Annotated in this window: 42 protein-coding genes and 2 pseudogenes; 38 read left to right on the forward strand and 6 right to left on the reverse strand. The window is 43.3% G+C overall.

Annotated features, from left to right (window positions below; all coding sequences use genetic code 11):
- From tuf to D3222_RS20445, 33 genes and pseudogenes are all read left to right on the forward strand, one after another.
- Positions 1-306 (forward strand): annotated as a pseudogene (gene tuf / locus D3222_RS20285) (elongation factor Tu); the annotation flags it as partial.
- A gap of 680 nt (positions 307-986) precedes the next feature.
- A complete protein-coding gene (gene bfd / locus D3222_RS20290; RefSeq protein WP_046393852.1) occupies positions 987-1,181 on the forward strand; it encodes a bacterioferritin-associated ferredoxin in 195 nt (64 codons plus the stop codon).
- A 76-nt stretch (positions 1,182-1,257) separates the two neighbouring features.
- Positions 1,258-1,734 carry a bacterioferritin gene (bfr, locus tag D3222_RS20295; RefSeq protein ID WP_118987759.1) on the forward strand — a complete coding sequence of 159 codons (477 nt, stop codon included), beginning with the start codon at positions 1,258-1,260 and terminating at the stop codon, positions 1,732-1,734.
- Between the two features lie 302 nt (positions 1,735-2,036).
- Positions 2,037-2,348, forward strand: coding sequence for a 30S ribosomal protein S10 (rpsJ, locus tag D3222_RS20300; protein WP_001181005.1), 312 nt, complete (start codon positions 2,037-2,039; stop codon positions 2,346-2,348).
- Positions 2,349-2,380: 32 nt separating this feature from the next.
- On the forward strand, positions 2,381-3,010 hold the full coding sequence (gene rplC / locus D3222_RS20305; protein ID WP_118987760.1) for a 50S ribosomal protein L3: 630 nt from the start codon (positions 2,381-2,383) through the stop codon (positions 3,008-3,010).
- Positions 3,011-3,026: 16 nt separating this feature from the next.
- Positions 3,027-3,632 carry a 50S ribosomal protein L4 gene (gene rplD / locus D3222_RS20310; RefSeq protein ID WP_118987761.1) on the forward strand — a complete coding sequence of 202 codons (606 nt, stop codon included), beginning with the start codon at positions 3,027-3,029 and terminating at the stop codon, positions 3,630-3,632.
- Positions 3,629-3,931, forward strand: a complete 303-nt coding sequence (gene rplW / locus D3222_RS20315; RefSeq protein WP_021322796.1) for a 50S ribosomal protein L23 — start codon at positions 3,629-3,631, stop codon at positions 3,929-3,931. The genes rplD and rplW overlap by 4 nt, the downstream gene beginning before the upstream one ends.
- A gap of 19 nt (positions 3,932-3,950) precedes the next feature.
- On the forward strand, positions 3,951-4,775 hold the full coding sequence (rplB, locus tag D3222_RS20320) for a 50S ribosomal protein L2 (protein WP_118987762.1): 825 nt from the start codon (positions 3,951-3,953) through the stop codon (positions 4,773-4,775).
- A 14-nt stretch (positions 4,776-4,789) separates the two neighbouring features.
- Positions 4,790-5,068: a 30S ribosomal protein S19 gene (gene rpsS / locus D3222_RS20325; protein ID WP_011148791.1), complete on the forward strand. Its 279-nt coding sequence runs from the start codon at positions 4,790-4,792 to the stop codon at positions 5,066-5,068.
- 14 nt (positions 5,069-5,082) lie between these two features.
- Positions 5,083-5,415 (forward strand): 50S ribosomal protein L22, encoded by a 333-nt coding sequence (gene rplV, locus D3222_RS20330; RefSeq protein WP_011148790.1) that lies wholly within the window; start codon positions 5,083-5,085, stop codon positions 5,413-5,415.
- A 17-nt stretch (positions 5,416-5,432) separates the two neighbouring features.
- Entirely contained in the window at positions 5,433-6,134 is a 702-nt protein-coding gene (gene rpsC / locus D3222_RS20335; RefSeq protein WP_112879442.1) for a 30S ribosomal protein S3, read from the forward strand.
- 12 nt (positions 6,135-6,146) lie between these two features.
- The gene (gene rplP / locus D3222_RS20340) at positions 6,147-6,557 is read left to right on the forward strand and encodes a 50S ribosomal protein L16 (RefSeq protein ID WP_011148788.1); all 411 of its coding nucleotides are present in this window, start codon (positions 6,147-6,149) and stop codon (positions 6,555-6,557) included.
- Complete coding sequence (rpmC, locus tag D3222_RS20345) at positions 6,557-6,751, forward strand: 50S ribosomal protein L29 (RefSeq protein ID WP_118987763.1); 195 nt, start codon at positions 6,557-6,559, stop codon at positions 6,749-6,751. The genes rplP and rpmC overlap by 1 nt, the downstream gene beginning before the upstream one ends.
- On the forward strand, positions 6,748-7,002 hold the full coding sequence (rpsQ, locus tag D3222_RS20350; RefSeq protein WP_011148786.1) for a 30S ribosomal protein S17: 255 nt from the start codon (positions 6,748-6,750) through the stop codon (positions 7,000-7,002). Before rpmC ends, rpsQ begins: the two co-directional genes overlap by 4 nt.
- A gap of 179 nt (positions 7,003-7,181) precedes the next feature.
- Entirely contained in the window at positions 7,182-7,553 is a 372-nt protein-coding gene (rplN, locus tag D3222_RS20355) for a 50S ribosomal protein L14 (RefSeq protein WP_011148785.1), read from the forward strand.
- A gap of 10 nt (positions 7,554-7,563) precedes the next feature.
- Positions 7,564-7,878 carry a 50S ribosomal protein L24 gene (gene rplX / locus D3222_RS20360; RefSeq protein ID WP_118987764.1) on the forward strand — a complete coding sequence of 105 codons (315 nt, stop codon included), beginning with the start codon at positions 7,564-7,566 and terminating at the stop codon, positions 7,876-7,878.
- A 14-nt stretch (positions 7,879-7,892) separates the two neighbouring features.
- A complete protein-coding gene (rplE, locus tag D3222_RS20365) occupies positions 7,893-8,432 on the forward strand; it encodes a 50S ribosomal protein L5 (protein WP_118987765.1) in 540 nt (179 codons plus the stop codon).
- A 12-nt stretch (positions 8,433-8,444) separates the two neighbouring features.
- On the forward strand, positions 8,445-8,750 hold the full coding sequence (gene rpsN, locus D3222_RS20370) for a 30S ribosomal protein S14 (RefSeq protein ID WP_011148782.1): 306 nt from the start codon (positions 8,445-8,447) through the stop codon (positions 8,748-8,750).
- A gap of 33 nt (positions 8,751-8,783) precedes the next feature.
- The gene (rpsH, locus tag D3222_RS20375; RefSeq protein ID WP_118987766.1) at positions 8,784-9,176 is read left to right on the forward strand and encodes a 30S ribosomal protein S8; all 393 of its coding nucleotides are present in this window, start codon (positions 8,784-8,786) and stop codon (positions 9,174-9,176) included.
- Positions 9,177-9,190: 14 nt separating this feature from the next.
- Entirely contained in the window at positions 9,191-9,724 is a 534-nt protein-coding gene (gene rplF, locus D3222_RS20380; RefSeq protein ID WP_118987767.1) for a 50S ribosomal protein L6, read from the forward strand.
- A gap of 9 nt (positions 9,725-9,733) precedes the next feature.
- Positions 9,734-10,087 (forward strand): 50S ribosomal protein L18, encoded by a 354-nt coding sequence (gene rplR, locus D3222_RS20385; protein ID WP_046974408.1) that lies wholly within the window; start codon positions 9,734-9,736, stop codon positions 10,085-10,087.
- Between the two features lie 14 nt (positions 10,088-10,101).
- Positions 10,102-10,602 carry a 30S ribosomal protein S5 gene (gene rpsE / locus D3222_RS20390; protein WP_118987768.1) on the forward strand — a complete coding sequence of 167 codons (501 nt, stop codon included), beginning with the start codon at positions 10,102-10,104 and terminating at the stop codon, positions 10,600-10,602.
- Between the two features lie 5 nt (positions 10,603-10,607).
- Positions 10,608-10,787 (forward strand): 50S ribosomal protein L30, encoded by a 180-nt coding sequence (gene rpmD / locus D3222_RS20395; protein ID WP_011148777.1) that lies wholly within the window; start codon positions 10,608-10,610, stop codon positions 10,785-10,787.
- A gap of 3 nt (positions 10,788-10,790) precedes the next feature.
- Positions 10,791-11,225, forward strand: coding sequence for a 50S ribosomal protein L15 (rplO, locus tag D3222_RS20400; protein ID WP_118987769.1), 435 nt, complete (start codon positions 10,791-10,793; stop codon positions 11,223-11,225).
- Between the two features lie 7 nt (positions 11,226-11,232).
- Positions 11,233-12,564 (forward strand): preprotein translocase subunit SecY, encoded by a 1,332-nt coding sequence (gene secY / locus D3222_RS20405; protein ID WP_011148775.1) that lies wholly within the window; start codon positions 11,233-11,235, stop codon positions 12,562-12,564.
- Between the two features lie 32 nt (positions 12,565-12,596).
- A complete protein-coding gene (rpmJ, locus tag D3222_RS20410) occupies positions 12,597-12,713 on the forward strand; it encodes a 50S ribosomal protein L36 (protein WP_012768118.1) in 117 nt (38 codons plus the stop codon).
- Positions 12,714-12,863: 150 nt separating this feature from the next.
- Positions 12,864-13,220: a 30S ribosomal protein S13 gene (gene rpsM / locus D3222_RS20415; RefSeq protein ID WP_011148774.1), complete on the forward strand. Its 357-nt coding sequence runs from the start codon at positions 12,864-12,866 to the stop codon at positions 13,218-13,220.
- A gap of 15 nt (positions 13,221-13,235) precedes the next feature.
- Positions 13,236-13,625, forward strand: coding sequence for a 30S ribosomal protein S11 (rpsK, locus tag D3222_RS20420; protein ID WP_002919257.1), 390 nt, complete (start codon positions 13,236-13,238; stop codon positions 13,623-13,625).
- Between the two features lie 37 nt (positions 13,626-13,662).
- Complete coding sequence (gene rpsD / locus D3222_RS20425) at positions 13,663-14,283, forward strand: 30S ribosomal protein S4 (RefSeq protein ID WP_118987770.1); 621 nt, start codon at positions 13,663-13,665, stop codon at positions 14,281-14,283.
- A 25-nt stretch (positions 14,284-14,308) separates the two neighbouring features.
- A complete protein-coding gene (locus tag D3222_RS20430; protein WP_011148772.1) occupies positions 14,309-15,298 on the forward strand; it encodes a DNA-directed RNA polymerase subunit alpha in 990 nt (329 codons plus the stop codon).
- A gap of 40 nt (positions 15,299-15,338) precedes the next feature.
- A complete protein-coding gene (gene rplQ, locus D3222_RS20435) occupies positions 15,339-15,731 on the forward strand; it encodes a 50S ribosomal protein L17 (protein ID WP_105399507.1) in 393 nt (130 codons plus the stop codon).
- A 133-nt stretch (positions 15,732-15,864) separates the two neighbouring features.
- Positions 15,865-16,281 carry a Zn(2+)-responsive transcriptional regulator gene (gene zntR, locus D3222_RS20440; protein WP_118987771.1) on the forward strand — a complete coding sequence of 139 codons (417 nt, stop codon included), beginning with the start codon at positions 15,865-15,867 and terminating at the stop codon, positions 16,279-16,281.
- Between the two features lie 79 nt (positions 16,282-16,360).
- Positions 16,361-16,561, forward strand: a complete 201-nt coding sequence (locus D3222_RS20445) for an alternative ribosome-rescue factor A (protein ID WP_118987772.1) — start codon at positions 16,361-16,363, stop codon at positions 16,559-16,561.
- 338 nt (positions 16,562-16,899) lie between these two features.
- Here D3222_RS20445 and trkA read toward each other — a convergent pair whose 3' ends face one another.
- From trkA to def, 4 genes are all read right to left on the reverse strand, one after another.
- The gene (gene trkA, locus D3222_RS20450; RefSeq protein ID WP_118987773.1) at positions 16,900-18,276 is read right to left on the reverse strand and encodes a Trk system potassium transporter TrkA; all 1,377 of its coding nucleotides are present in this window, start codon (positions 18,274-18,276) and stop codon (positions 16,900-16,902) included.
- A gap of 56 nt (positions 18,277-18,332) precedes the next feature.
- Positions 18,333-19,622 (reverse strand): 16S rRNA (cytosine(967)-C(5))-methyltransferase RsmB, encoded by a 1,290-nt coding sequence (gene rsmB, locus D3222_RS20455; RefSeq protein ID WP_118987774.1) that lies wholly within the window; start codon positions 19,620-19,622, stop codon positions 18,333-18,335.
- A gap of 70 nt (positions 19,623-19,692) precedes the next feature.
- Positions 19,693-20,640 (reverse strand): methionyl-tRNA formyltransferase, encoded by a 948-nt coding sequence (gene fmt / locus D3222_RS20460; protein ID WP_118987775.1) that lies wholly within the window; start codon positions 20,638-20,640, stop codon positions 19,693-19,695.
- Positions 20,641-20,664: 24 nt separating this feature from the next.
- Positions 20,665-21,177 carry a peptide deformylase gene (def, locus tag D3222_RS20465; protein ID WP_118987776.1) on the reverse strand — a complete coding sequence of 171 codons (513 nt, stop codon included), beginning with the start codon at positions 21,175-21,177 and terminating at the stop codon, positions 20,665-20,667.
- A 133-nt stretch (positions 21,178-21,310) separates the two neighbouring features.
- Here def and dprA point away from each other — a divergent pair, with 133 nt between their 5' ends.
- The 5 genes from dprA (at position 21,311) to D3222_RS20490 (ending at position 24,674) form a co-directional block, all read left to right on the forward strand.
- Entirely contained in the window at positions 21,311-22,396 is a 1,086-nt protein-coding gene (gene dprA / locus D3222_RS20470) for a DNA-protecting protein DprA (protein WP_118987777.1), read from the forward strand.
- A 64-nt stretch (positions 22,397-22,460) separates the two neighbouring features.
- Positions 22,461-23,000, forward strand: a complete 540-nt coding sequence (locus D3222_RS20475; protein WP_118987778.1) for a DNA topoisomerase family protein — start codon at positions 22,461-22,463, stop codon at positions 22,998-23,000.
- A gap of 13 nt (positions 23,001-23,013) precedes the next feature.
- Positions 23,014-23,583, forward strand: coding sequence for an L-threonylcarbamoyladenylate synthase type 1 TsaC (tsaC, locus tag D3222_RS20480; protein WP_118987779.1), 570 nt, complete (start codon positions 23,014-23,016; stop codon positions 23,581-23,583).
- Positions 23,584-23,595: 12 nt separating this feature from the next.
- Entirely contained in the window at positions 23,596-24,414 is an 819-nt protein-coding gene (gene aroE / locus D3222_RS20485) for a shikimate dehydrogenase (RefSeq protein ID WP_118987780.1), read from the forward strand.
- Positions 24,411-24,674: a DUF1488 domain-containing protein gene (locus tag D3222_RS20490; RefSeq protein WP_118987781.1), complete on the forward strand. Its 264-nt coding sequence runs from the start codon at positions 24,411-24,413 to the stop codon at positions 24,672-24,674. The genes aroE and D3222_RS20490 overlap by 4 nt, the downstream gene beginning before the upstream one ends.
- Here D3222_RS20490 and D3222_RS26200 read toward each other — a convergent pair.
- Together D3222_RS26200 and D3222_RS20500 are read right to left on the reverse strand one after the other, a co-directional pair.
- Positions 24,650-24,826: pseudogene (locus tag D3222_RS26200) on the reverse strand (gamma carbonic anhydrase family protein); the annotation flags it as partial. The gene D3222_RS20490 and the pseudogene D3222_RS26200 sit on opposite strands and share 25 nt — an antisense overlap.
- Positions 24,827-24,834: 8 nt before the next feature.
- On the reverse strand, positions 24,835-25,124 hold a 290-nt coding region (locus D3222_RS20500), incomplete at its 5' end, for an integrase core domain-containing protein (protein ID WP_157975380.1).

Genomic DNA, 25,124 nt, shown 5'->3' on the forward strand with positions numbered 1-25,124 from the left:
GCAAAACCCGGTTCAATCAAGCCACACACCACTTTCGAATCAGAAGTTTATATTCTGAGCAAAGACGAAGGCGGCCGTCATACTCCGTTCTTCAAAGGCTACCGCCCACAGTTCTACTTCCGTACAACTGACGTGACCGGGACTATCGAACTGCCAGAAGGCGTGGAAATGGTGATGCCAGGTGATAACATTCAGATGATTGTTACCCTGATTGCACCAATCGCGATGGACCAGGGTCTGCGCTTCGCAATCCGTGAAGGTGGCCGTACAGTAGGTGCTGGTGTTGTTGCTAAAGTTATTGCTTAATAGCTAATAATTAAGTACCTAACTCTAGAATAGATTTGCATTCTGGCTTGTTTTAGAACAGACACCTGGTGTGCTACATCAGGTGTCTGTTAGTGAGTATTTTAATTGATATCCACCCTTCCTTAAATTCCATTCCCTGTATGAACTACACTGTTGGGTCATCTCTTCGTGTTTTAAATCTTTGATTTTAACCGTTTTTTCCTAGAGGGAGTTATTTGGCTGCTCTGTCAGGATAATATATACATCATTCATCTATAGAATACGTCGGTGATAAGCCGTGATTTTTCCAAATAAACATTTGTCTTCAAGCTTAGATAAGTCATATTTTCTTTTACATACAGGTAGTAATATCTAACCCATGCTCGTTTTCGTACAACTAAATATGTGAATTCTATACCCCGTAATGTCTTAAGCGGGTTGCTCTGTCTAGCTATCAGTTCTGGAACAAATTGCTGATGTAGGAGATAGTTTTAGGATGGAATAAGTTTAAGAAAGCCCCTGATAGAGGTAAAAGCCTTCCTAGCCAAAGTGTTATAGAAATGAGGGAACTACCTCTATTTGACAAAGCTAAAAGGATATTTGGGAGAACCTGAATCAGAAAATTAAAATGCGAATGATTATTGAAATGAGACTCATTATTATTTAATATGCGCTATAATGTGTACCAGAGAGTGTTATTTATGTATGTCTGCCTATGTAATGCGGTGAGTGACAAAACAATACGTAATGCGGTGCGTCAACATCATATTCACTCTATTAGAGAACTAAAACGTATTGTGCCTGTAGGCCGTGATTGTGGCAAATGCATACGCCAAGCCAGAGAGCTAATTAATGAGGAGATTGCACAGCTGCCCAAGATAGATAACGTTGCTTGATAAAAAAGAAGTAAGTTTACTACTACTCTGCTGAATAGGTACTACACTTTAAGTACTGGAAGCGGAGGAGTGAACTATGAAAGGTGATAAAAAAATGATTGCTCATTTGAACAAACTTCTTGGAAATGAGCTTGTTGCAATTAATCAGTATTTTCTGCATGCCCGGATGTTTAAAAACTGGGGCCTTACCCGCCTTAATGATAAGGAATATCATGAATCTATCGATGAAATGAAGCACGCCGATAGGTACATTGAACGTATTCTTTTTCTTGAAGGGATTCCTAATTTGCAGGATTTAGGAAAACTTAACATCGGAGAAGATATTGAAGAAATGCTCAAATCTGACTTGCAGCTCGAATTGCAAGGGGCTAAAGATTTGAAAGAAGCGATTGCTTATGCTGATTCGATTCATGATTATGTTAGCCGTGATTTGATGATTGATATCCTAGATGAAGAAGAAGAGCACATTGATTGGTTAGAAACTCAATTTGAATTAATTGAACGTATGGGGATTCAAAATTACACTCAAGCTCAGATTCTCGAAGGAGAATAGTTATAGTTACGGAAAAATGCCCTATCTGATAAGTTAGGGCATCTTGTTTCATGTTCCTTTAATTTTACTCCGGACAGATCTTCATCTGTATCTTGCTTTGTCAATTGATTTGCGTATAATACGCGGTCTTACTTACGTGTAAGTCTGGTTTGTTAACCAGTAAATGCGCAGCATTTTTTTGCTTCCATTTAAAATACTCCCGATATGGGAGTTATATATTGAACGATTACACTCTCCCATCAATCGAAATGGGCTCGAGGAGTAGTTATTTATGTTTATAAAATAGTTGGAGCTCTGGTCTCATGCAGAACCAAAGAATCCGTATTCGCCTGAAAGCATTTGATCATCGTTTGATCGATCAATCAACTGCGGAAATTGTCGAGACCGCTAAGCGTACTGGTGCGCAGGTTCGTGGTCCGATCCCGCTGCCGACTCGTAAAGAGCGTTTTACCGTTCTGATTTCTCCGCATGTTAATAAAGATGCGCGTGATCAGTACGAAATTCGCACTCATAAGCGTCTGGTTGACATCGTTGAGCCAACCGAGAAAACCGTTGATGCTCTGATGCGTCTGGATCTGGCTGCCGGTGTAGACGTGCAGATCAGCCTGGGTTAATCAGGTCATTGAACGATTGAGAGGTTGAAACAATGATTGGTTTAGTCGGTAAAAAAGTGGGTATGACTCGTATCTTCACTGAAGATGGAGTTTCAATCCCTGTAACTGTTATCGAAATTGAAGATAACCGTGTTACTCAGGTTAAAGATCTGGATAGCGACGGTTATCGTGCAATTCAGGTCACTACTGGTAGCAAAAAAGCTAACCGTGTAAACAAACCTGAAGCAGGTCATTTCGCTAAAGCTGGCGTTGAAGCTGGCCGTATCCTGCGTGAATTCCGTCTGTTTGAAGACGAAGAATATGCTGTAGGTCAAAGCATTAGCGTTGAAATTTTCGCTGACGTTAAGAAAGTCGACGTTACTGGTACATCTAAAGGTAAAGGTTTTGCTGGCACTGTTAAGCGCTGGAACTTCCGTACCCAAGATGCTAGCCACGGTAACTCTTTGTCTCACCGTGTTCCGGGTTCTATCGGTCAGAACCAAACTCCGGGCAAGGTATTTAAAGGCAAGAAAATGGCAGGCCAACTGGGTAATGAGCGTGTAACTGTTCAAAGCTTGGATGTAGTACGTGTTGACGCTGAGCGCAACCTGCTGCTGGTCAAAGGTGCTGTTCCAGGTTCAACTGGTGGCAACCTGATCGTAAAACCGGCTGTCAAGGCGTAACGTCGAGGAGATAGGAATGGAATTGGTAATGAAAGACGCGCAAGGCGCGCTGACTGTTTCCGAAACTACCTTCGGGCGTGATTTCAATGAAGCGCTTGTGCATCAAGTAGTTGTTGCTTACGCAGCTGGTGCACGTCAAGGTACTCGTGCTCAGAAAACCCGTGCTGAAGTTTCTGGTTCAGGTAAAAAACCATGGCGTCAGAAAGGCACTGGCCGTGCACGCTCTGGTTCTATTAAGAGCCCAATTTGGCGCTCTGGTGGCGTAACTTTCGCAGCTAAGCCACAGGACCACAGTCAAAAAGTTAATAAGAAAATGTACCGTGGTGCTTTAAAAAGCATCCTGTCTGAATTGGTACGTCAAAATCGTTTGATCGTTGTCGAGAAGTTTTCTGTAGAAGCCCCTAAAACCAAGCTTCTGGTTCAGAAACTGAAAGAGATGGTTCTGGAAGATGTGCTGATTATCACTAATGAAGTTGATGAGAATTTGTTCTTAGCAGCTCGCAACCTGTACAAGGTTGATGTTCGTGATGTAGCTGGTATTGATCCAGTTAGCTTGATCGCCTTCGATAAAGTGGTTATGACTGCTGATGCTGTGAAGCAAGTTGAGGAGATGCTGGCATGATCCGTGAAGAACGTCTGCTGAAAGTACTGCGCGCACCGCACGTATCTGAAAAAGCTTCTACAGCGATGGAGAAAAGCAACACCATCGTTCTCAAAGTTGCGAAAGACGCGACTAAAGCAGAAATCAAAGCTGCTGTGCAGAAACTGTTTGAAGTCGAAGTTGAAGGTGTTAACACTTTGCTGGTAAAAGGCAAAACTAAACGCCACGGTCAGCGTATTGGTCGTCGTAGCGACTGGAAAAAAGCTTACGTCACACTGAAGGAAGGCCAGAATATGGACTTCATCGGTGGTGCAGAGTAAGTCGGAGGAGTAAAGAACAATGGCAATTGTTAAATGTAAACCTACGTCTCCGGGCCGTCGCCACGTTGTTAAAGTGGTTAACCCTGAGCTGCATAAGGGTAAACCTTATGCTCCATTGCTGGAAAAAAGCAGCAAAACCGGTGGTCGTAACAACAATGGCCGTATTACCACTCGTCACATTGGTGGTGGCCACAAGCAGCACTATCGTTTGATTGACTTTAAACGTAATAAAGATGGTATCCCTGCTGTAGTTGAGCGCTTGGAATATGATCCAAATCGCTCAGCAAATATCGCCTTGATTTTGTATAAAGATGGTGAACGTCGTTATATCCTTGCACCTAAGGGGCTGAAAGCTGGTGATCAGATCCAATCTGGTTCTGACGCAGCTATCAAAACTGGTAACGCATTGCCAATGCGCAATATCCCTGTTGGTTCTACCGTACATAACGTAGAAATGAAACCGGGTAAAGGTGGTCAGTTGGCTCGTTCCGCTGGTGCATACGTTCAGATCGTTGCCCGTGATGGTTCTTATGTAACTTTGCGTCTGCGTTCTGGTGAAATGCGTAAAGTTCTGTCTGACTGCCGCGCCACTTTAGGTGAGGTTGGTAATGCAGAACATATGCTACGTGTTCTGGGTAAAGCTGGTGCAAGTCGCTGGCGTGGTATTCGTCCTACCGTTCGTGGTACGGCGATGAACCCGGTAGATCACCCACATGGTGGTGGTGAAGGTCGTAACTTTGGTAAACATCCTGTAACTCCTTGGGGTGTTCAAACTAAAGGTAAGAAGACCCGTAGTAATAAACGTACTGATCAGTTCATCGTACGTCGCCGTACTAAAAAATAATTAGAGGATAAACCATGCCACGTTCTCTCAAGAAAGGTCCATTTATTGACCTGCACTTGCTGAAGAAGGTAGAGAAAGCGGTGGAAAGCGGAGACAAAAAGCCTATTAAGACTTGGTCCCGTCGTTCAACGATCTTTCCTAACATGATCGGTTTGACCATCGCTGTCCATAATGGTCGTCAGCATGTACCAGTTTTTGTTTCCGACGAAATGGTTGGTCATAAACTAGGTGAATTCGCGCCGACCCGTACTTATCGCGGCCATGCGGCCGATAAAAAGGCTAAAAAGCGCTAAGGTAGGAGGAAGAGATGGAAACTATCGCTAAACATCGCCACGCTCGTTCTTCTGCTCAGAAGGTTCGCCTTGTAGCTGACCTGATTCGCGGTAAGAAAGTGTCGCAAGCTCTGGAAACTCTGACCTATACCAATAAGAAAGCTGCTGGTTTAGTGAAGAAAGTACTTGAGTCTGCTATTGCTAATGCAGAACACAACGACGGTGCTGACATTGATGATCTGAAGGTCACGAAGATTTTCGTAGACGAAGGCCCGACCATGAAGCGTATTATGCCTCGTGCAAAAGGTCGTGCAGATCGCATCCTGAAGCGCAGCAGCCACATTACTGTGGTTGTGTCCGATCGCTGAGACTCTGGAGACTAGCAATGGGTCAGAAAGTACATCCTAATGGTATTCGCCTGGGTATTGTCAAACCTTGGAACTCTACTTGGTATGCGAATACTAAAGAATTCGCTGACAACCTAGACAGCGATTTTAAAGTTCGCCAGTACTTGAAGAAAGAACTGGCAAAAGCGTCTATTTCACGCATTGTTATTGAACGTCCTGCTAAAAGTATTCGTGTAACTATTCACACTGCTCGCCCAGGGATCGTAATCGGTAAGAAAGGTGAAGACGTAGAAAAACTGCGTAAAACTGTAGCGGAAATCGCTGGTGTTCCTGCGCAAATTAATATCTCTGAAGTACGTAAGCCTGAACTGGACGCGAAACTGGTTGCTGACAGTATTACTTCACAGCTGGAACGTCGCGTTATGTTCCGTCGTGCTATGAAGCGTGCAGTCCAGAATGCGATGCGTCTAGGCGCTAAAGGCATTAAAGTGGAAGTCAGTGGCCGTTTAGGCGGTGCTGAAATCGCGCGTACTGAATGGTATCGTGAAGGTCGTGTACCGTTGCACACATTGCGTGCAGATATCGACTACAACACTTCAGAAGCGCACACCACTTATGGTGTACTCGGCGTTAAGGTATGGATCTTCAAAGGTGAGATCTTGGGTGGTATGGCTGCTGTTGAACAGGCGGAAAAACCGGCTGCTCAACCTAAAAAGCAGCAGCGTAAAGGCCGCAAGTAAGGAGAGTCGCTGATGTTACAACCAAAGCGTACGAAATTCCGTAAAATGCACAAAGGCCGTAACCGTGGCCTGGCAGCAGGTGCGGATGTTAGCTTCGGCACTTTCGGTCTGAAAGCTGTAGGCCGTGGCCGTCTGACGGCACGTCAGATTGAAGCGGCACGTCGTGCTATGACCCGTGCAATTAAACGTCAAGGTAAAATCTGGATACGTGTATTCCCAGACAAACCTATCACTGAAAAGCCACTCGAAGTGCGTATGGGTAAAGGTAAAGGTAACGTAGAATATTGGGTTGCCTTGATCCAGCCTGGTAAAGTCCTTTATGAAATGGACGGTGTGCCTGAAGAGCTGGCTCGTGAAGCATTCAAGCTGGCAGCAGCGAAACTGCCTATCAAGACCACCTTTGTAACTAAGACGGTGATGTAATGAAAGCACAAGAGCTGCGCGAAAAAAGCGTTGAAGAGCTGAACACTGAGCTGCTGAATTTGCTGCGTGAACAATTTAACTTGCGCATGCAGGCTGCAAGTGGCCAGCTACAACAGTCTCATCTGTTGAAACAAGTGCGTCGTAATATCGCACGCGTTAAGACTTTATTGACTGAGAAGGCGGGTGGGCAATGACCGATAAAATCCGTACTCTGCAAGGTCGTGTTGTAAGCGACAAAATGGAGAAATCTATTGTTGTTGCTATTGAGCGTAAGGTGAAACATCCTCTATATGGTAAATTCATCAAACGTACGACTAAACTGCATGTACATGACGAGAACAATGAATGTGGCATCGGTGATGTGGTGGAAATCCGCGAAACTCGTCCACTGTCCAAAACTAAATCTTGGACTTTAGTTCGCGTTGTAGAGAAAGCGATTCTGTAAGCTGGCTCGAATAGAGTAAACGGCTCACGCGATGGGCCGTTTATTTTTTCTATCTATATCTGAGATGTGGTGTTATAATGCCGCGCCCTCATGATATGGGGTATCTGAACGGCCTCTTCATATTAAATTATAGTAGTGAAGTGGGCTCAGTAGTAGTTGACATTTAGCGGAGCACTAAAATGATCCAAGAACAGACTATGCTGAACGTGGCCGACAACTCCGGTGCACGTCGCGTAATGTGTATCAAGGTTCTGGGTGGCTCGCACCGTCGCTATGCACACGTCGGCGACATCATAAAAGTCACCATCAAGGAAGCAATTCCTCGTGGTAAAGTGAAAAAAGGTGATGTCCTGAAAGCGGTAGTGGTGCGCACCAGGAAGGGTGTTCGTCGCCCTGACGGTTCTGTCATTCGCTTCGATGGCAATGCTTGCGTGTTGTTAAACAACACAAGTGAGCAAGTTATCGGTACGCGTATTTTTGGGCCGGTAACTCGTGAACTTCGTAATGAAAAGTTCATGAAAATTATCTCCCTGGCACCAGAAGTACTCTAAGGAGCGGACAATGGCAGCGAAAATCCGTCGTGATGACGAAGTTATCGTGTTGACTGGAAAAGATAAAGGTAAGCGCGGTAAAGTAAAACAGGTTCTTTCTACTGGGAAAGTCCTTGTTGAAGGTATCAACTTGGTTAAAAAGCATCAGAAGCCTGTTCCGGCTCTGAACCAGCCAGGTGGCATCGTTGAAAAAGAAGCTGCAATCCAAGTTTCAAACGTTGCGATCTTCAATGCGGCAACCGGTAAGGCTGACCGTGTAGGTTTTAGATTTGAAGACGGAAAAAAAGTTCGTTTCTTTAAATCTAACAGCGAAACTATCAAGTAATTTGGAGTAATACGATGGCGAAACTGCATGATTACTACAAAGACGAGGTAGTCCAAAAACTGGTGACTCAGTTTGGCTACAATTCTGTCATGCAAGTCCCTCGGGTCGAGAAGATCACCCTGAACATGGGTGTTGGTGAAGCAATTGCTGATAAGAAACTGCTGGATAATGCAGCAGCGGATCTGACAGCAATCTCTGGTCAAAAACCATTGATCACCAAAGCGCGCAAATCAGTTGCAGGCTTCAAAATCCGTCAGGGCTATCCAATCGGCTGTAAAGTGACCCTGCGTGGTGAACGTATGTGGGAGTTTCTTGAGCGCCTGATTTCTATTGCTGTACCTCGTATTCGTGACTTCCGTGGTTTATCTGCTAAGTCATTTGATGGTCGTGGCAATTACAGCATGGGTGTACGTGAGCAAATCATCTTCCCTGAAATCGATTACGATAAAGTGGATCGTGTTCGTGGTCTGGATATTACTATCACCACAACTGCGAAATCTGATGATGAAGGCCGCGCACTGTTGGCTGCTTTTAACTTCCCGTTTCGCAAGTAAGGCAGGGTATTCATGGCTAAGCAATCAATGAAAGCACGTGATGTAAAACGTGCGAAATTAGCTGAAAAATTCTTCACTAAACGTGTAGAATTGAAAGCTGTCATTTCTGATGTGAATGCATCTGATGAAGAGCGTTGGAATGCTGTTCTTAAGCTGCAAACACTGCCACGTGATTCCAGCCCTTCTCGTCAGCGTAACCGCTGCCGCCAAACTGGTCGTCCGCATGCGTTCTTGCGGAAGTTTGGGTTGAGCCGTATTAAAGTCCGTGAAGCCGCTATGCGCGGTGAAATTCCGGGCCTTAAAAAGGCTAGCTGGTAATTGTCACCAATTGAATCACGGGAGTAAAGACAGATGAGCATGCAAGATCCCATCGCGGATATGCTGACCCGTATCCGTAACGGTCAGGCCGCGAATAAAGTTGCGGTCACCATGCCTTCCTCCAAGCTGAAAGTGGCAATTGCCAAGGTGCTGAAGGAAGAAGGTTATATTGAAAATTATAAAATTGAAGGCGACACCAAGCCAGAGTTGGAATTAGTACTGAAATACTTCCAAGGCAGGGCTGTTGTAGAAAGCATTCAGCGTGTAAGCCGACCAAGTCTGCGCATCTATAAGAAAAAAGATGAGCTACCACAAGTTATGGCTGGTTTGGGTATTGCTGTTGTTTCTACCTCTAAAGGTGTAATGACTGATCGTGCAGCTCGTCAAGCTGGTCTTGGTGGCGAGATTCTCTGCTACGTAGCTTAATTCGGGAGGAAAGAATGTCTCGTGTTGCAAAAGCACCCGTCGTCATTCCTGCCGGCGTAGAGGTAAAACTCAACGGTCAGGTTATTTCGATTAAGGGTAAAAACGGCGAGCTGAGTCGTACAATCCACAGCGCAGTTGAGGTTAATCATGCAGATAACCAACTAACCTTCGCTCCACGCGATGGTTATGTTGATGGTTGGGCACAGGCGGGTACGACTCGTTCTTTGCTGAATGCCATGGTTATTGGTGTTACCGAAGGTTTCACTAAGAAGCTTCAACTGGTAGGTGTTGGTTATCGTGCAGCAGTCAAAGGCAATGTTGTTAACATGTCTCTGGGCTTCTCACATCCAGTTGACCACGAACTGCCAGTAGGCATTACTGCAGAATGTCCGTCACAAACTGAAATCGTACTGAAAGGTGCTGATAAGCAGGTAATCGGTCAGGTTGCGGCAGAACTGCGTGCCTATCGTCGTCCTGAGCCTTATAAAGGTAAAGGTGTTCGTTACGCCGACGAAGTCGTGCGTATCAAAGAGGCTAAGAAGAAGTAAGGTAACACTATGGATAAGAAAGCAGCTCGTATCCGTCGTGCGACCCGCGCACGCCGCAAGCTCCAGGAACTGGGTGCAACTCGCCTGGTGGTACATCGTACCCCTCGCCATATTTATGCGCAGGTTATCGCACCAAACGGTTCTGAAACTTTGGTGGCAGCTTCTACTACAGAAAAAGCTATCAATGAGCAACTGAAATACACTGGAAATAAAGAAGCAGCAGCAGTAGTTGGTAAGGCAATTGCTGAACGCGCATTGGAAAAAGGTATTAAAGATGTATCTTTTGACCGCTCTGGTTTCCAATATCATGGTCGAGTCCAGGCACTGGCAGATGCTGCCCGTGAAGCTGGCCTTCAGTTCTAAGGTAGAGGTGTAAGATGGCTCACATCGAAAAACAAGCTGGCGAACTGCAGGAAAAGCTGATTGCGGTAAATCGCGTATCTAAAACCGTAAAAGGTGGCCGGATTTTCAGCTTTACCGCACTGACTGTTGTAGGTGATGGTAATGGTCGCGTTGGTTTTGGCTATGGCAAAGCACGCGAAGTTCCGGCAGCAATCCAGAAAGCGATGGAAAAAGCCCGTCGCAGTATGAAAACCGTCGCACTGAACAGCGGCACTTTGTATCACCCAGTAAAAGGTGCACACACTGGTTCCCGTGTGTTCATGCAGCCTGCTCACGAAGGTACTGGTATCATCGCAGGCGGTGCTATGCGTGCTGTTTTGGAGGTGGCTGGTGTTCGTAACGTACTGGCTAAAACCTATGGTTCCACCAACCCTATTAATGTGGTTCGTGCAACTCTGGATGCTTTAGACAGCATGAAGTCTCCAGAAATGGTCGCAGCTAAGCGTGGTAAATCCGTCGAAGAAATTCTGGGGTAATGGCCATGGCTAAGACTATTAAAGTAACACAGATTCGCAGTTCAATCGGCCGTCTGCCTAAACATAAGGCAACTTTGGTTGGTTTAGGTCTGCGCCGTATCGGTCATACAGTAGAGCGTGAAGATACTCCTGCTATACGTGGTATGATCAACTTGGTTTCCTATATGGTTAAAGTTGAGGAGTAACAGATGCGCTTAAATACTCTGTCTCCGGCTGATGGTTCCAAGCATGCGCCTAAACGTGTAGGTCGTGGTATTGGTTCTGGCCTGGGTAAAACCGGTGGCCGTGGTCACAAGGGTCAGAAGTCTCGTTCTGGTGGTGGCGTACGTCGCGGTTTTGAAGGTGGTCAGATGCCTTTGTACCGTCGTTTGCCAAAATTTGGCTTTACTTCACGCAAGGCGATGGTTACAGCAGAAGTTCGTTTGTCTGATTTTGCTGCCGTTGAAGGCGATATTATCGATCTGAATGCATTGAAAGCAGCTAACATTGTTGGCATTCAAATTGAGTTTGCGAAAGTTATTCTTTCTGGCGAAATCAATCGTGCAGTAACTGTGCGTGGCCTGCGTGTTACTAAGGGCGCTCGTGCTGCAATTGAAGCTGCTGGCGGTAAAATTGAGGAATAAGTAACAGATGGCTAAACAACCAGGATTAGATTTTCAAAGTGCTAAAGGTGGACTGGGCGAGCTGAAACGTAGGCTGTTGTTTGTTATCGGCGCGTTAATTGTTTTCCGTATTGGTTCTTTTATTCCTATCCCTGGTATTGATGCCACTGTGCTTGCCAAATTGCTTGAACAGCAAAGGGGCACCATCATTGAAATGTTTAACATGTTCTCTGGTGGTGCTTTAAGTCGTGCTTCTATCTTTGCACTGGGGATAATGCCGTATATTTCTGCGTCTATTATTATTCAGTTGTTGACGGTGGTTCATCCAACGTTGGCAGAGATTAAGAAGGAAGGGGAAGCTGGTCGTCGTAAGATTAGCCAGTATACTCGTTATGGTACTTTAGTGCTGGCTATATTCCAGTCAATCGGTATTGCTACTGGTTTGCCGAATATGCCAGGAATGCAAGGGCTGGTAATTAATCCAGGGTTTGCTTTCTACTTCACGGCTGTTGTGAGCCTAGTTACTGGGACTATGTTCCTAATGTGGTTGGGTGAGCAGATTACTGAGCGCGGTATTGGAAACGGTATCTCTATCATAATCTTTGCTGGTATTGTTGCGGGTTTGCCGCCGGCCATTGGCCATACCATTGAGCAAGCTCGGCAAGGCGATCTGCACTTCCTCCTGTTGCTGTTGGTTGCAGTGTTAGTATTTGCAGTAACTTTCTTCGTTGTTTTCATGGAGCGTGGTCAACGACGTATCGTTGTTAACTATGCAAAACGTCAACAGGGTCGCCGAGTTTATGCTGCACAGAGCACACATTTACCGTTGAAAGTGAATATGGCCGGGGTTATCCCTGCAATTTTTGCTTCCAGCATTATTCTGTTCCCTGGTACCATAGCTTCCTGGTTTGGGGGAGGAACCGGTTGGAACTGGCTGACTACTATTTCAATGTACTTGCAGCCTGGACAACCGCTTTATGTGTTACTCTACGCGTCTGCAATCATCTTCTTCTGTTTTTTCTATACCGCGTTGGTTTTCAACCCGAGAGAAACAGCAGATAACCTGAAGAAGTCCGGTGCATTTGTACCAGGAATTCGTCCGGGAGAGCAAACAGCCAAGTACATTGATAAAGTAATGACACGCCTAACTTTAGTTGGTGCGATGTATATTACTTTTATCTGCTTAATCCCGGAGTTCATGCGTGACGCGATGAAGGTGCCATTTTATTTTGGCGGTACTTCGCTACTTATTGTAGTTGTAGTCATCATGGACTTTATGGCTCAAGTGCAAACTCTAATGATGTCAAGTCAGTATGAGTCTGCATTGAAGAAGGCAAATCTTAAAGGTTATAACCGTTAATTGGTTTGCTTGAGAAGTTACGGAGAGTAAAAATGAAAGTTCGTGCTTCCGTCAAGAAATTATGTCGCAACTGTAAAATCGTTAAGCGTAACGGTATCGTTCGTGTGATTTGCAGTGCAGAGCCTAAGCATAAACAACGCCAAGGCTAATAATAATAGCATATTTTTCTTGCAAAGTCGGTTTGAGCTGGCTAAATTAGCCAGCCAATCTTTTTTATACCACAGCAACATTGTTTGAGTATCCTGAAAACGGGCTTTTCAGAATGGTGTTGCGGTAAATAAATAATTTAGGAGTGCATAGTGGCCCGTATAGCAGGCATTAACATTCCTGATCAGAAACATACCGTGATTGCTTTAACATCGATCTACGGAATTGGTAAAACTCGCTCCCAAGCCATTTGCGCTGCGGCGGGTATTGCTGAACATGTTAAGATCAGCGAGCTGTCTGAAGAGCAAATTGATAAGCTGCGTGACGAAGTTGCCAAATACGTTGTAGAAGGCGATTTGCGTCGTGAAGTAACCCTGAGCATCAAACGTCTGATGGATCTTGGTACTTATCGTGGTTTACGTCACCGTCGTGGTCTACCTGTTCGCGGCCAGCGTACTAAGACCAATGCACGTACCCGTAAGGGTCCACGTAAGCCGATCAAGAAATAATCGGGGTATTGTATAATGGCAAAAGCACCTATTCGTGCACGTAAGCGTGTAAGAAAGCAAGTCTCTGACGGTGTGGCTCATATCCATGCTTCTTTCAACAACACCATCGTGACCATTACTGACCGCCAGGGTAACGCCTTGGGTTGGGCAACTGCCGGTGGTTCTGGTTTCCGCGGTTCTCGTAAATCTACTCCGTTTGCAGCTCAGGTTGCAGCAGAGCGCTGTGCCGAAGCAGTGAAAGAATACGGAATTAAGAACCTGGAAGTTATGGTTAAAGGACCTGGTCCTGGCCGCGAGTCAACTATTCGAGCGTTAAATGCGGCAGGTTTCCGCATTACTAACATTACTGATGTGACTCCGATCCCTCATAACGGTTGTCGTCCACCTAAAAAACGTCGCGTTTAATAGCGTTTACTTTTTTAGGTTCGATTGGAGAAAGAAAATGGCAAGATATTTGGGTCCTAAGCTCAAGCTGAGCCGTCGCGAGGGTACAGATCTATTCCTGAAGTCTGGCGTTCGCGCGATTGACACCAAGTGTAAATTAGAACAAGCACCTGGGCAGCATGGCGCACGTAAACCGCGTCTGTCTGACTACGGTGTGCAGTTACGTGAGAAACAAAAAGTTCGTCGTATTTACGGTGTTCTAGAACGTCAATTCCGTAACTATTATAAAGAAGCAACTCGTCTGAAAGGCAACACAGGTGAAAACCTGCTGAGTTTGCTGGAAGGTCGTCTAGATAACGTTGTTTACCGTATGGGTTTCGGGGCGACTCGTGCTGAATCACGCCAAATGGTAAGCCATAAGGCTATCATGGTAAATGGCCGCGTTGTTAACATCGCTTCTTATCAGGTATCCCCGAATGACGTAGTCAGCGTTCGCGAAAAATCGAAAAAGCAGTCTCGTATCAAGGCGGCTTTAGAGCTGTCTGAGCAGCGTGAGAAACCAACTTGGTTGGAGGTTGATGCTGTGAAGATGGAAGGTGTGTTCAAACGTATTCCAGAACGTGCCGATCTGTCTGCTGACATCAACGAACACCTGATCGTCGAGCTTTACTCTAAGTAAAGCTTAGCACCAAAGAGAGGACACAATGCAGGGTTCTGTGACAGAGTTTCTAAAACCGCGCCTGGTTGATATCGAGCAAGTCAGTTCGACGCACGCCAAGGTGACCCTTGAGCCATTAGAGCGTGGCTTTGGCCATACTCTTGGTAACGCACTGCGCCGTATTCTGCTTTCGTCTATGCCGGGTTGTGCGGTGACTGAGGTTGAGATTGATGGTGTACTGCATGAGTACAGCACCAAAGAAGGTGTACAGGAAGATATCCTGGAGATTCTCCTCAACCTGAAAGGGCTGGCGGTAAGAGTTCAGGGAAAAGATGAAGTTATTCTTACCTTGAATAAGTCTGGCATTGGCCCTGTGACTGCAGCCGACATTATCCACGACGGAGATGTCGAAATCGTCAAGCCGCAACATGTAATCTGCCACCTGACTGACGAAACTGCTTCTATAAGCATGCGCATTAAAGTTCAGCGTGGTCGAGGTTATGTGCCGGCTTCTGCCCGGATTCATTCGGAAGAAGATGAGCGCCCTATTGGTCGTTTGTTAGTAGACGCTTGTTATAGCCCAGTAGAGCGTATTGCCTACAATGTTGAAGCAGCGCGTGTAGAACAACGTACCGATTTGGACAAGTTGGTTATCGAGATGGAAACTAACGGTACAATCGATCCTGAAGAGGCGATTCGCCGTGCAGCTACTATTTTGGCTGAACAGCTGGAAGCTTTTGTTGATTTACGTGATGTACGTCAGCCAGAAGTAAAAGAGGAGAAGCCAGAGTTTGATCCGATCCTGCTGCGCCCTGTTGACGATCTGGAATTGACTGTCCGCTCTGCTAACTGTCTTAAGGCAGAAGCTATCCACTACATCGGTGATTTGGTACAGCGTACCGAGGTTGAGTTACTTAAGACACCTAACCTGGGTAAAAAATCTCTTACAGAGATCAAAGACGTACTGGCTTCACGTGGCTTATCTCTGGGCATGCGCTTAGAAAACTGGCCACCAGCAAGTATTGCTGATGAATAACTAGATCACAGGTTAAGGTTTTACTGAGAAGGATAAGGTCATGCGCCATCGTAAGAGTGGTCGTCAATTGAACCGCAACAGCAGCCATCGCCAAGCTATGTTCCGCAACATGGCAGGTTCTTTGGTCCGTCATGAAATCATCAAGACGACTCTGCCTAAAGCGAAAGAACTGCGTCGCGTCGTTGAGCCGCTGATTACTCTTGCCAAGATCGACAGTGTAGCTAATCGTCGTCTGGCATTCGCCCGTACTCGTGATAACGAAATCGTGGCAAAACTGTTTAATGAGCTGGGCCCGCGTTTTGCGAGCCGCGCAGGCGGTTACACTCGTATTCTTAAGTGTGGCTTCCGTGCTGGTGACAATGCTCCGATGGCATACATCGAGCTTGTTGACCGTGCTACTGAGCTTCAAACAGAAGTTGCGACTGCGGAGTAATCTGTAGGGGCATATAAAAGAACCGGGTTTATCCCGGTTTTTTTACGCTTGCATATATAAATCTCTAACTTATTTTTTTCATCCTGCTATTCTGATATCTCAAACAATGTTATCTATTGTAGGAGATATAAAGATGTATCGTATTGGCCAACTGGCTAAATTAGCGAATGTAACTCCTGATACTGTGCGTTTCTATGAAAAACAAGGAATGATGGAACATCAGAACCGTACCGAAGGAGGGTATAGACTTTATACGGAGCAAGATCTACAGCGCCTTCGGTTTATACGCTACGCTAAGCAATTGGGGTTTACGTTGGAAGCTATTACAGAATTATTGTCTATTCGTGTAGATCCAGCTCATCATACTTGTGAAGAATCAAAGCAAATTGTAGATTCTAGGTTAATGGAAGTGGAGGAAAAACTTCTTGAAATGCGAAAAATGCGTGATTCACTTAAGATGTTGAGTGATGCTTGCTGTGGTAGTTCTCATATAAGTACTTATTGTTCTATTCTTGAGACTTTAGAACAAGGTGCTTTGAATAAGAAATAAGTAATTTTTCTTTATTATTGAAAATTCAGAGAGTACAATTGCTATGTTTTCAGATAAATTAATATAATAGAGGCATATGATGATTACATATCACCATAATAAAGGTGTAATAAAGGATAATGCTTTAGAAGCTCTATTGAGTGATCCACTATTTAAACAACGAGTTGAAAAAAATAAAAAAGGAAAAGGAAGTTACCAGAGGAAAGAAAAACATAGCAAAGTAAGTAGCTGGGAGACCAGTGGTAAGGGGTCATTAGATTCTTTACTACTGGTCTTTTAGTTTAATAGGTCTATTTCCTACTTTTCAGTAATCTACGAATTTCTAATAATAATTTTGTTTCAGTAATTGAGGGGGTATCTGATATAACTTCAATTTACTTTTACTAAATTATCTGTTTATTAGTTTTATTGTGTAGAAAAATAGCGAATGATGATACGGTGTTCTGTTAAAATCATATCGATGCTGGCGTCAGCAGCTAAATTGGCAAAATTACCTTTCATAGTAAATTCATAAACTGATTTAAAAGCCTCATCACACTCTTCTAATTAAAACATACCAAGTTGTATCAGTTATTGTGTTCGAATTATATGACTGATACATAATGATTTCTTTGGCTTTTAAAGGAAAAAAGGGCTTGGCTGGAATAGTTTCTCTACTTCGGGGACAAATTTCTTATCTGTAATAAACATAATTACATGATCTCCTTGTTCGATCACACTGTAATCACTAGCAATAATGACTTCGTCACCGCGAGCTATTGCACCAATTGTAGTGCCTGGTGGCAATTTAATATCACCTACAGCTTGGCCAACAACCTTTGACGTATTTTCATCTCCATGAGCAATCGCTTCGATAGCTTCGGCTACTCCACGACGTAATGAGGAAACGCTTACAATATCTGCTTTGCGAACATGACTTAGCAGAGCGGAAATCGTCGCTTGTTGTGGGGAGATTGCAATATCAATGACACCACCTTGTACTAAATCAACATATGCACTACGTTGAATGAGAACCATCGCTTTTTTGGCACCCATGCGTTTGGCAAGCATTGCAGACATGATGTTTGCTTCGTCATCGTTGGTTAGAGCAATAAATACATCTACTTGTTCTACATGTTCTTCAGCTAATAACTCTTGATCGGAGGCATCCCCATAGAAAACAATGGTGTCATGTAATAATTCGGCTAGTTCTGTGGCTCTTTGCTGATTTCGTTCAATTAATTTAACTCTGTAATCTTTTTCGAGACGTAGTGCAAGACCGGCACCCACATTACCACCACCTACAATCATAATACGCTTGTAGGGTTTTTCTAAACGTTGAAGCTCACTCATTACAGCACGAATATGTTGTGATGCAGCTACAAAGAAAACTTCGTCACCGGCTTCAATAATTGTAGAACCTTGTGGTCTTATTGGTCGATCCTGACGGAATATTGCTGCAACTCTGGTATTAATGTGTGGCATGTGCTCACGAAGTGAGGAAAGTGCATTTCCTACAAGTGAGCCTCCATAATAAGCTTTTACTGCAACAATACTTACTCGGCCTTCGGCAAAGTTAACGACTTGTAAGGCACCCGGATATTGAATTAGTTTATAAATATAATCTATGACAAGTTGTTCTGGTGAAATAAGATAATCAATAGGAATATCATTAGGCAGAAAAAGTTTATCTGCTTCACGAATATATTCTGCTGCGCGTATTCGCGCAACTTTATTTGGGGTGTTGAATAAGGAATAAGCAATTTGGCATGCAATCATGTTAGTTTCGTCAGAATTAGTTACAGCAACTAACATATCAGCATCTTCAGCACCAGCTTCTCTTAATACTCTGGGGTAAGAACCATGACCATTGATTACTCTGAGATCGAATTTATCCTGTAGTTGGTGTAGACGGTTGGGATCAGTATCGACTATGGTGATATCGTTATTTTCACCTACCAGATTTTCAGCTAATGTACCGCCAACTTGGCCAGCACCAAGAATAATTATTTTCATAGTATTCTCTAACTTATTGAAAATAAATAATTATCTCTATAAATTGTAGAGATATATTACTGTTTAGTTAATCGAGCGTAGAAGAAACCATCACCACCATTTAACTCAGGTATTATTTGTTTTCCCAGACAATCATTTGTCTCTGTTCCCGTGAGTTTTGCATCTGAGTGGCGTTTTAAAAACGAGCTGATTTGCTGGCAATTTTCATCTGGTAGAATAGAACAGGTTGCATATACTAGTGTTCCGCTTTTCTTTAAGTATGGCCAGATTGCATCAAGAATCTCAGATTGTAATTGAACTAATTGAGCAATATCTTCCTCGCGGCGTAACCACTTGATATCAGGATGGCGACGGATTACTCCTGTTGCTGAACACGGTGCATCCAAAAGAATGCGGTCGAATTGCTGGTTCTCTGCCCAATGTTCAGGGTGGCGTCCATCACCGGTTTTTACTGTAGCGTGGCAATTAAGGCGTTGGAGATTTTCTTTTACTCGTTTGATTCTTTGCCCATCAATATCTACTGCTACTACTTGAGATTCTGGTGCTATTTCGAGGATATGTGTTGTTTTCCCTCCTGGTGCTGCACAAAGATCGAGAATTTTCTCTCCATTAATGGGTTCTAGTAACTCGACACATTCTTGTGCGGATACATCTTGGACAGTGACCCAACCTTTGCCAAATCCAGGTAATATTGTTACAGGGCAAGGGGAAATTATGCGGATAGCAGAAGGTAATTCGATAGCTGGTTCCGCATCAATTCCGGCTTTATGAAGAAGAGAAAGATATTCATCTCGACTATGGTATATTCGATTAACTCTCAACCACATAGGCGGTTTCTTATTGTTATTTTCAATAAGTTGCTGCCATTGTTGCGGATAGGCTTTTTGGATTTTAGCTAATAACCATTTAGGATGTAAGTGATTGCTGGGACTATTTTGTGAACGCTCCATTAATTGCAGTTGCTGCCTCTGAAACTGGCGAAGGACACCATTAATCAATCCTTTTAGCTGAGGATATTTCAGAGTTACGGCTCCGTTTACTGTTTCAGCAAGTGCGGCATGGGCTGGAATGCGAGTATAGGCAAGTTGGTATATCCCAACCATAAGCAGGTAATGAAGAATACGTTGTTTACCTTTTAATGGTTTTGCCATTAGTTGACCTATTATCCACTCTAGCTGTGGTAATACGCGTAACACTCCGAAAGATAATTCCTGTAACAAGGGTTTGTCTTTATCAGTTATATTTTGTTGCAGTTTGGGTAAGACTGTACTGAGAGACTGTCCTTGATCTAGAACTTGATTGATTGCTTTTGCGGTGATACTTCGCAGATTATATGTGTTTTTCATAGTTAAAAAAGCTGACAAAAGCCAGCATTAAGAGAAAGTTTGTAAGAAAGCTTACAGCATAAAATAGTATTCAACTGATTTTATTGCCTGGAGTAAACCATTCACGTTTAGAATTAAGTAGATTTGCTGTTGACATTGCTTTTTTACCTGCGGGTTGTAATTGTGTAATGTTCAGAATTCCATCAGCAGTAGCAATATAAATACCGTCTTTGTCTGCTTTTAATACAGTTCCTGGCTCTACCGAAGTTTGTTCTTCAATGGTTTCTGCCTTCCAAACTTTAATAGGTTGTCCTTCCATCTCGAAAAAGCTCATGGGCCAGGGATTAAATGCGCGAATACAACGTTCAAGGTGGGTTGCAGATAGTTCCCAATTTATACGGGCTTCTTCTTTGCTTAGTTTTTCAGCGTAGGTAACCAAATTTTCGTTTTGAGTTTCAGGTTGACTTTTACCCGATGTTATTAATGATAATGTTTTGAGTAACGCATCTGGCCCAATACTGGCCAGTTTTTCGTATAAACTGGCACTGGTGTCCTCAGGTGTAATAGGGCAACTTGCTTTATATAGCATGTTGCCAGTATCAAGACCTATATCCATTTGCATTATCGTTACGCCTGTTTCTGTATCACCAGCCCAGAGTGAGCGTTGAATAGGTGCTGCACCTCGCCAACGTGGTAGTAGGGAGCCATGTACGTTTAGGCAACCTAATTCTGGAGTATTTAAAACAGTCTTGGGAAGGATCAATCCATAGGCAACAACGATGAGAACATCAGGTTGTTGTTTTAGAATCCATTGTTGGTTTTCTTCTGAGCGTAAAGTAGCTGGCTGAAAAACGGTGATGTTATGTTTTTCTGCCAGTACCTTTACAGGACTGGGTGTCAATTTTTTACCTCTTCCTGCCGGTCTATCTGGTTGAGTTAGAACGCCAACCACCTCATGCTGAGACATTAACAAAGCCTCTAGATGGCGTGCTGCAAAATCAGGTGTTCCGGCAAAAACAATACGTAAAGAATTAGACACGTTTATTTCCTGTATTAATGTAATTTACTTGGTTCGGGTTTTTTGTTTATCTAGTTTTTCTACTTTCTGGCGTATACGTTGGCGTTTCAGTGGAGATAAGTAATCCACAAAAAGTTTACCAATTAAATGGTCCATCTCGTGCTGAATACAAATTGCTAGTAAGCCATCAGCTTGTAATTCAAATGGTTGGTCATTGTAATCTAGAGCTTTGATTTTGACTTTTTCGGCTCGTGGCACCAGTGCCCGTTGTTCAGGAATAGACAAACAGCCCTCTTCTATCCCAGTTTCACCACTTTTTTCCAGTAATTCTGGGTTGATCAGGACGAGACGCTCATTACGTGTTTCTGATACGTCAATAACAATAATACGCTGATGAATATCAACTTGGGTTGCTGCCAAACCAATACCTTCTTCTGCATACATAGTTTCAAACATATCATCAATGATACGTCGAATCTCTGCATCAACTGTTTCAACAGGCGTTGCAATAGTGCGAAGCCGCTCGTCTGGGTAATGTAATACTTGTAATACTGACATATATGTTTAGATCTGCGTCCAAAATGTTAATGGTATTCTATGTCTATTCTAGACATTTCCCGTTTAGATTGACAGTATCGATTGCTAATTGAGCAGTTTAGTTTTATCCGTCAATCTTAGCTAGGATGACAACATGGAAGCTATGGAAGTATGGTTGCGAATGAAGATGATTTCTCATTTGGCAACAGAGAGAGCAGCAAATGTTGCAGAAAAATTATTACATTCCGGGAATCGTTATCTCACTGTGATGAAAGATAGTGGATTATCGCCAGCACAATGTCTGCAATTTACTAAAGTAAATAAAACCTTACTAGCTTCATGCCTTAAGTGGCTGGAACAGCCAGAGCACCATTTATTGACATATTCTCACCCTTCGTATCCACCTCTATTAAAGCAGATACAGACCCCTCCGCTTGTGCTTTTTGTGTCAGGAAAACCAGATATCCTTTTAAAGAAGCAGGTGGCGATGGTAGGGAGCAGGACAGCCAGCTATTATGGTGAGAAATGGGGAGGAATTTTTGCAAGTGAATTGGTTGGATATGAGTTAGTTATTGCTAGTGGTTTAGCTATCGGTATTGATGGTATTTGTCACCGAGCTGCATTGAATAGTGGAGGTAAAACAGTAGCTGTATTAGGTAGTGGGCTTGGTCAGATTTATCCTTATAGACACGGATCATTAGCAAAGCAAATCGAGGAGAATGGTGCTCTTGTTTCGGAATTTTTTCCGGATACTCCTCCACGCGCAAAAAACTTTCCTAAAAGAAATCGGATTATCAGTGGATTAAGCTCAGCAGTGATTGTTGTAGAAGCAAGCCAAAATAGTGGCTCGTTAATTACTGCTCGCTGCGCCCTTGAACAAGGAAGAGATGTATTTGCATTACCAGGGCTTTTGGGGAGTTCAGTGAGCGAAGGGAATCACTGGTTAATAAAACAAGGTGCATACTTAGCTACAAATGCAATGGATATTGTGGAACATGTTTACAGTTCATTACAATGGTTGAATATGGAAAGAACGGAGGAAGAAGTAAAACCGCAGTTTGAGCAAACTGAGTTGCCATTTACGGATGTGCTAGTTAACGTAGGCGCTGAAATAACACCTGTTGATATTATTGCTCAGCGTTCTTCATTACCTATAACTGAGGTCATGACAAAGCTCCTTGAGCTGGAATTACTGGGTAAGGTGACTGTGGTTGCTGGTGGTTATGTGCGAGTGAGTTAAATTAACTGAATTTCTAGAGTCCTGTTCAACATTATATGAGAATGAGTTTTTGAGTGAAAATAGTATGGCAAAAATGGTTCCTTTCTCCACTAATGAAACTGAATATTGCCCTGAATGTGGTTCTGTGTTGGTTATGCGTAATGGTATTCATGGCCTATTTCTTGGATGTTCTGGTTATCCATCATGTCAATATATTCGTCCATTAAAAGGTCAAAGTGATGGTCATGTGGTAAAAGAACTTGAAGGGCAGCTATGTCCCGCGTGTGGAGTCAATTTGATTTTGTGCCAAGGACGTTATGGAATGTTCATTGGCTGTAGTCGTTATCCTGAATGCGAACATACAGAACTAATTGATAAACCGGATGAGACGTTAATAGCCTGTCCACAATGCAAACAAGGACAACTACTCCAAAGGAAATCACGTTTCGGAAAAATTTTCCATGCGTGTAACCGTTACCCTAATTGCCAGTTTGTATTAAATAATAAGCCAATTGCGGGTAAATGTGATTTTTGTTCTTATTCGTTGCTGGTAGAAAAACGTACATCACAAGGTGTAAAGTTATTTTGTGCCAGTAAGTTGTGTGGAAAACAGCAAATAAATTAAGCAGAGTAATAAAATGAGCAATGAAGCATCACCTGCATTTGGGAATGTATTAACTGCATTAAAAGCGGAAAAAGTGATTGCCTATCCGACTGAAGCTGTTTTTGGACTTGGATGTGATCCTGATAGTGAAAAAGCAGTAAATGAACTGCTTATATTAAAGAAACGTCCTTGGCAGAAAGGGTTGATTCTTATCGCAGATAATTATGAACAATTACAACCATATCTTGATGATAAATTGCTAACAGAAGAACAAAAAAAAGCTATGTTTGCTTGTTGGCCAGGGCCTGTAACCTGGGTGATCCCTGCTAAATTCAGTACATTTAAGTGGTTGACTGGGCAATTCACTACCTTGGCTGTCAGAGTTAGTGATCATCCTTTGGTGAAACAGTTATGTACTTTTTATGGGAAACCGTTGGTGTCGACCAGTGCAAATTTGAATGGCCTTGAACCATGCAGAACAGCAGAAGAAGTTAGGCAACAGTTTGGAGATAAGCTTCCTATATTAAACGGAGATGTTGGAGGTCGGAAAAATCCTTCAGAAATTCGGGATGCTTTAACTGGTGAGCTTTATCGTCAGGGGTAGGGGGAGATAAATATGGATCAATTTGCTGTCTTTGGTAATCCTGTTGCGCATAGTAAATCTCCGCGTATCCATCGGTTATTTGCTGGACAGACAGGTATTGAGCATCGTTATGGGAAAATTCTGGTGCCGATAAGTAAATTTCAAGAGGCATTGGATATATTTCTTAAACAGGGAGGTATAGGAGCCAATATCACTGTGCCATTTAAAGAGCAGGCCTTTGTTCGGGCAAATGAGTTGACTGAACGGGCAAGACTTAGCGGTGCAGTTAATACTTTGAAATTACTGGATAATAATCAATTTCTTGGTGATAATACGGATGGTATAGGGTTATTAACAGATTTGATACGACTTGAGTTTATTACCCAAGGGCAACATATTTTAATCATTGGAGCTGGTGGCGCTGCCAGAGGTGTTTTATTTCCATTATTAGAATTTGGTTGTGAAATTACAATTACAAACCGTACGTTTAGTCGCGCTATCCAGGTTGCTAATGATTTTTCGTCAATAGGCAATGTTCGGCCTGTTGAGATGAAAACACTTAATAGTCCTGAGTTTGATCTTATTATCAATGCAACTGCATCTGGTATTCATTGTGAGATTCCTACTATATCTCCATTCATATTTAATGAAAATTGTGTCTGTTATGATATGTTTTACCAGGCTAATTTGACGCCCTTTATTTCCTTTGCCAAGAAACATGGTGTTTCTCGTTATGCTGATGGGCTAGGGATGTTAGTGGGGCAAGCTGCCTATTCATTCAAATTATGGCATGGTGTATTGCCAGAAATTGAGTCTGTACTGTTAACATTGGAACAGGAGTTACGTTCGTGAATCAATCTATCCAATTTCCTGATAGAGAAGAGTGGAGCGAGCAAGAGCAGATAGTCATTTTTCCCGCACTGGTAAATGGATTATTGGTTCAATGTGTTATAAGTGCAAAGGAGCTTTTATACCGTTACGGGACGGAAGATCATCATCCACTAAGTCTTTTTCGACAAAATCGTTGGGATATAGAAGAGGAATTCGAATTAGTAATTAATAAAGAGGATGATGATCATTTGGGACGTTACATATTATCTTCCTGCAAATAATTATTTTTCAAGCTAACGTAATGGCTTGCTGAATAACATAGCCCTTTTAATTCTTCAGGTTTTAGTTTTCTGACCTGGCGGGCAGGGCTGCCAATATAAAGATACCCACTTTCTAATATCTTGCCTGGGGCTACTAGGCTGCCTGCACCAAGTGTAGCGGTCAAGAAATTCCGGACACCATTTTAGCCTTTTCCCATTGCTTCTCGTATTCAACGGGAGAAATGCCTCCATTAAAACTATGGGGGCGAATGTAATTATAATATCCACCCAGATATTGCGTGATATCTCTTATCGCTTCATGCATATCCTGATAGCCTTCTGGGGGAACCCATTCACTTTTCAGACTCCGGAATACCCGTTCCATCGGCGAATTATCATAGCAGCAGCCTCTGCGACTCATGCTTTGGATAATCTTGTTTCGCCAGAGTAAGCGGCGAAACTTTTTACTGC

The sequence above is a fragment of the Photorhabdus sp. CRCIA-P01 genome (genome assembly GCF_003545805.1).
GTDB lineage: Bacteria > Pseudomonadota > Gammaproteobacteria > Enterobacterales > Enterobacteriaceae > Photorhabdus > Photorhabdus antumapuensis.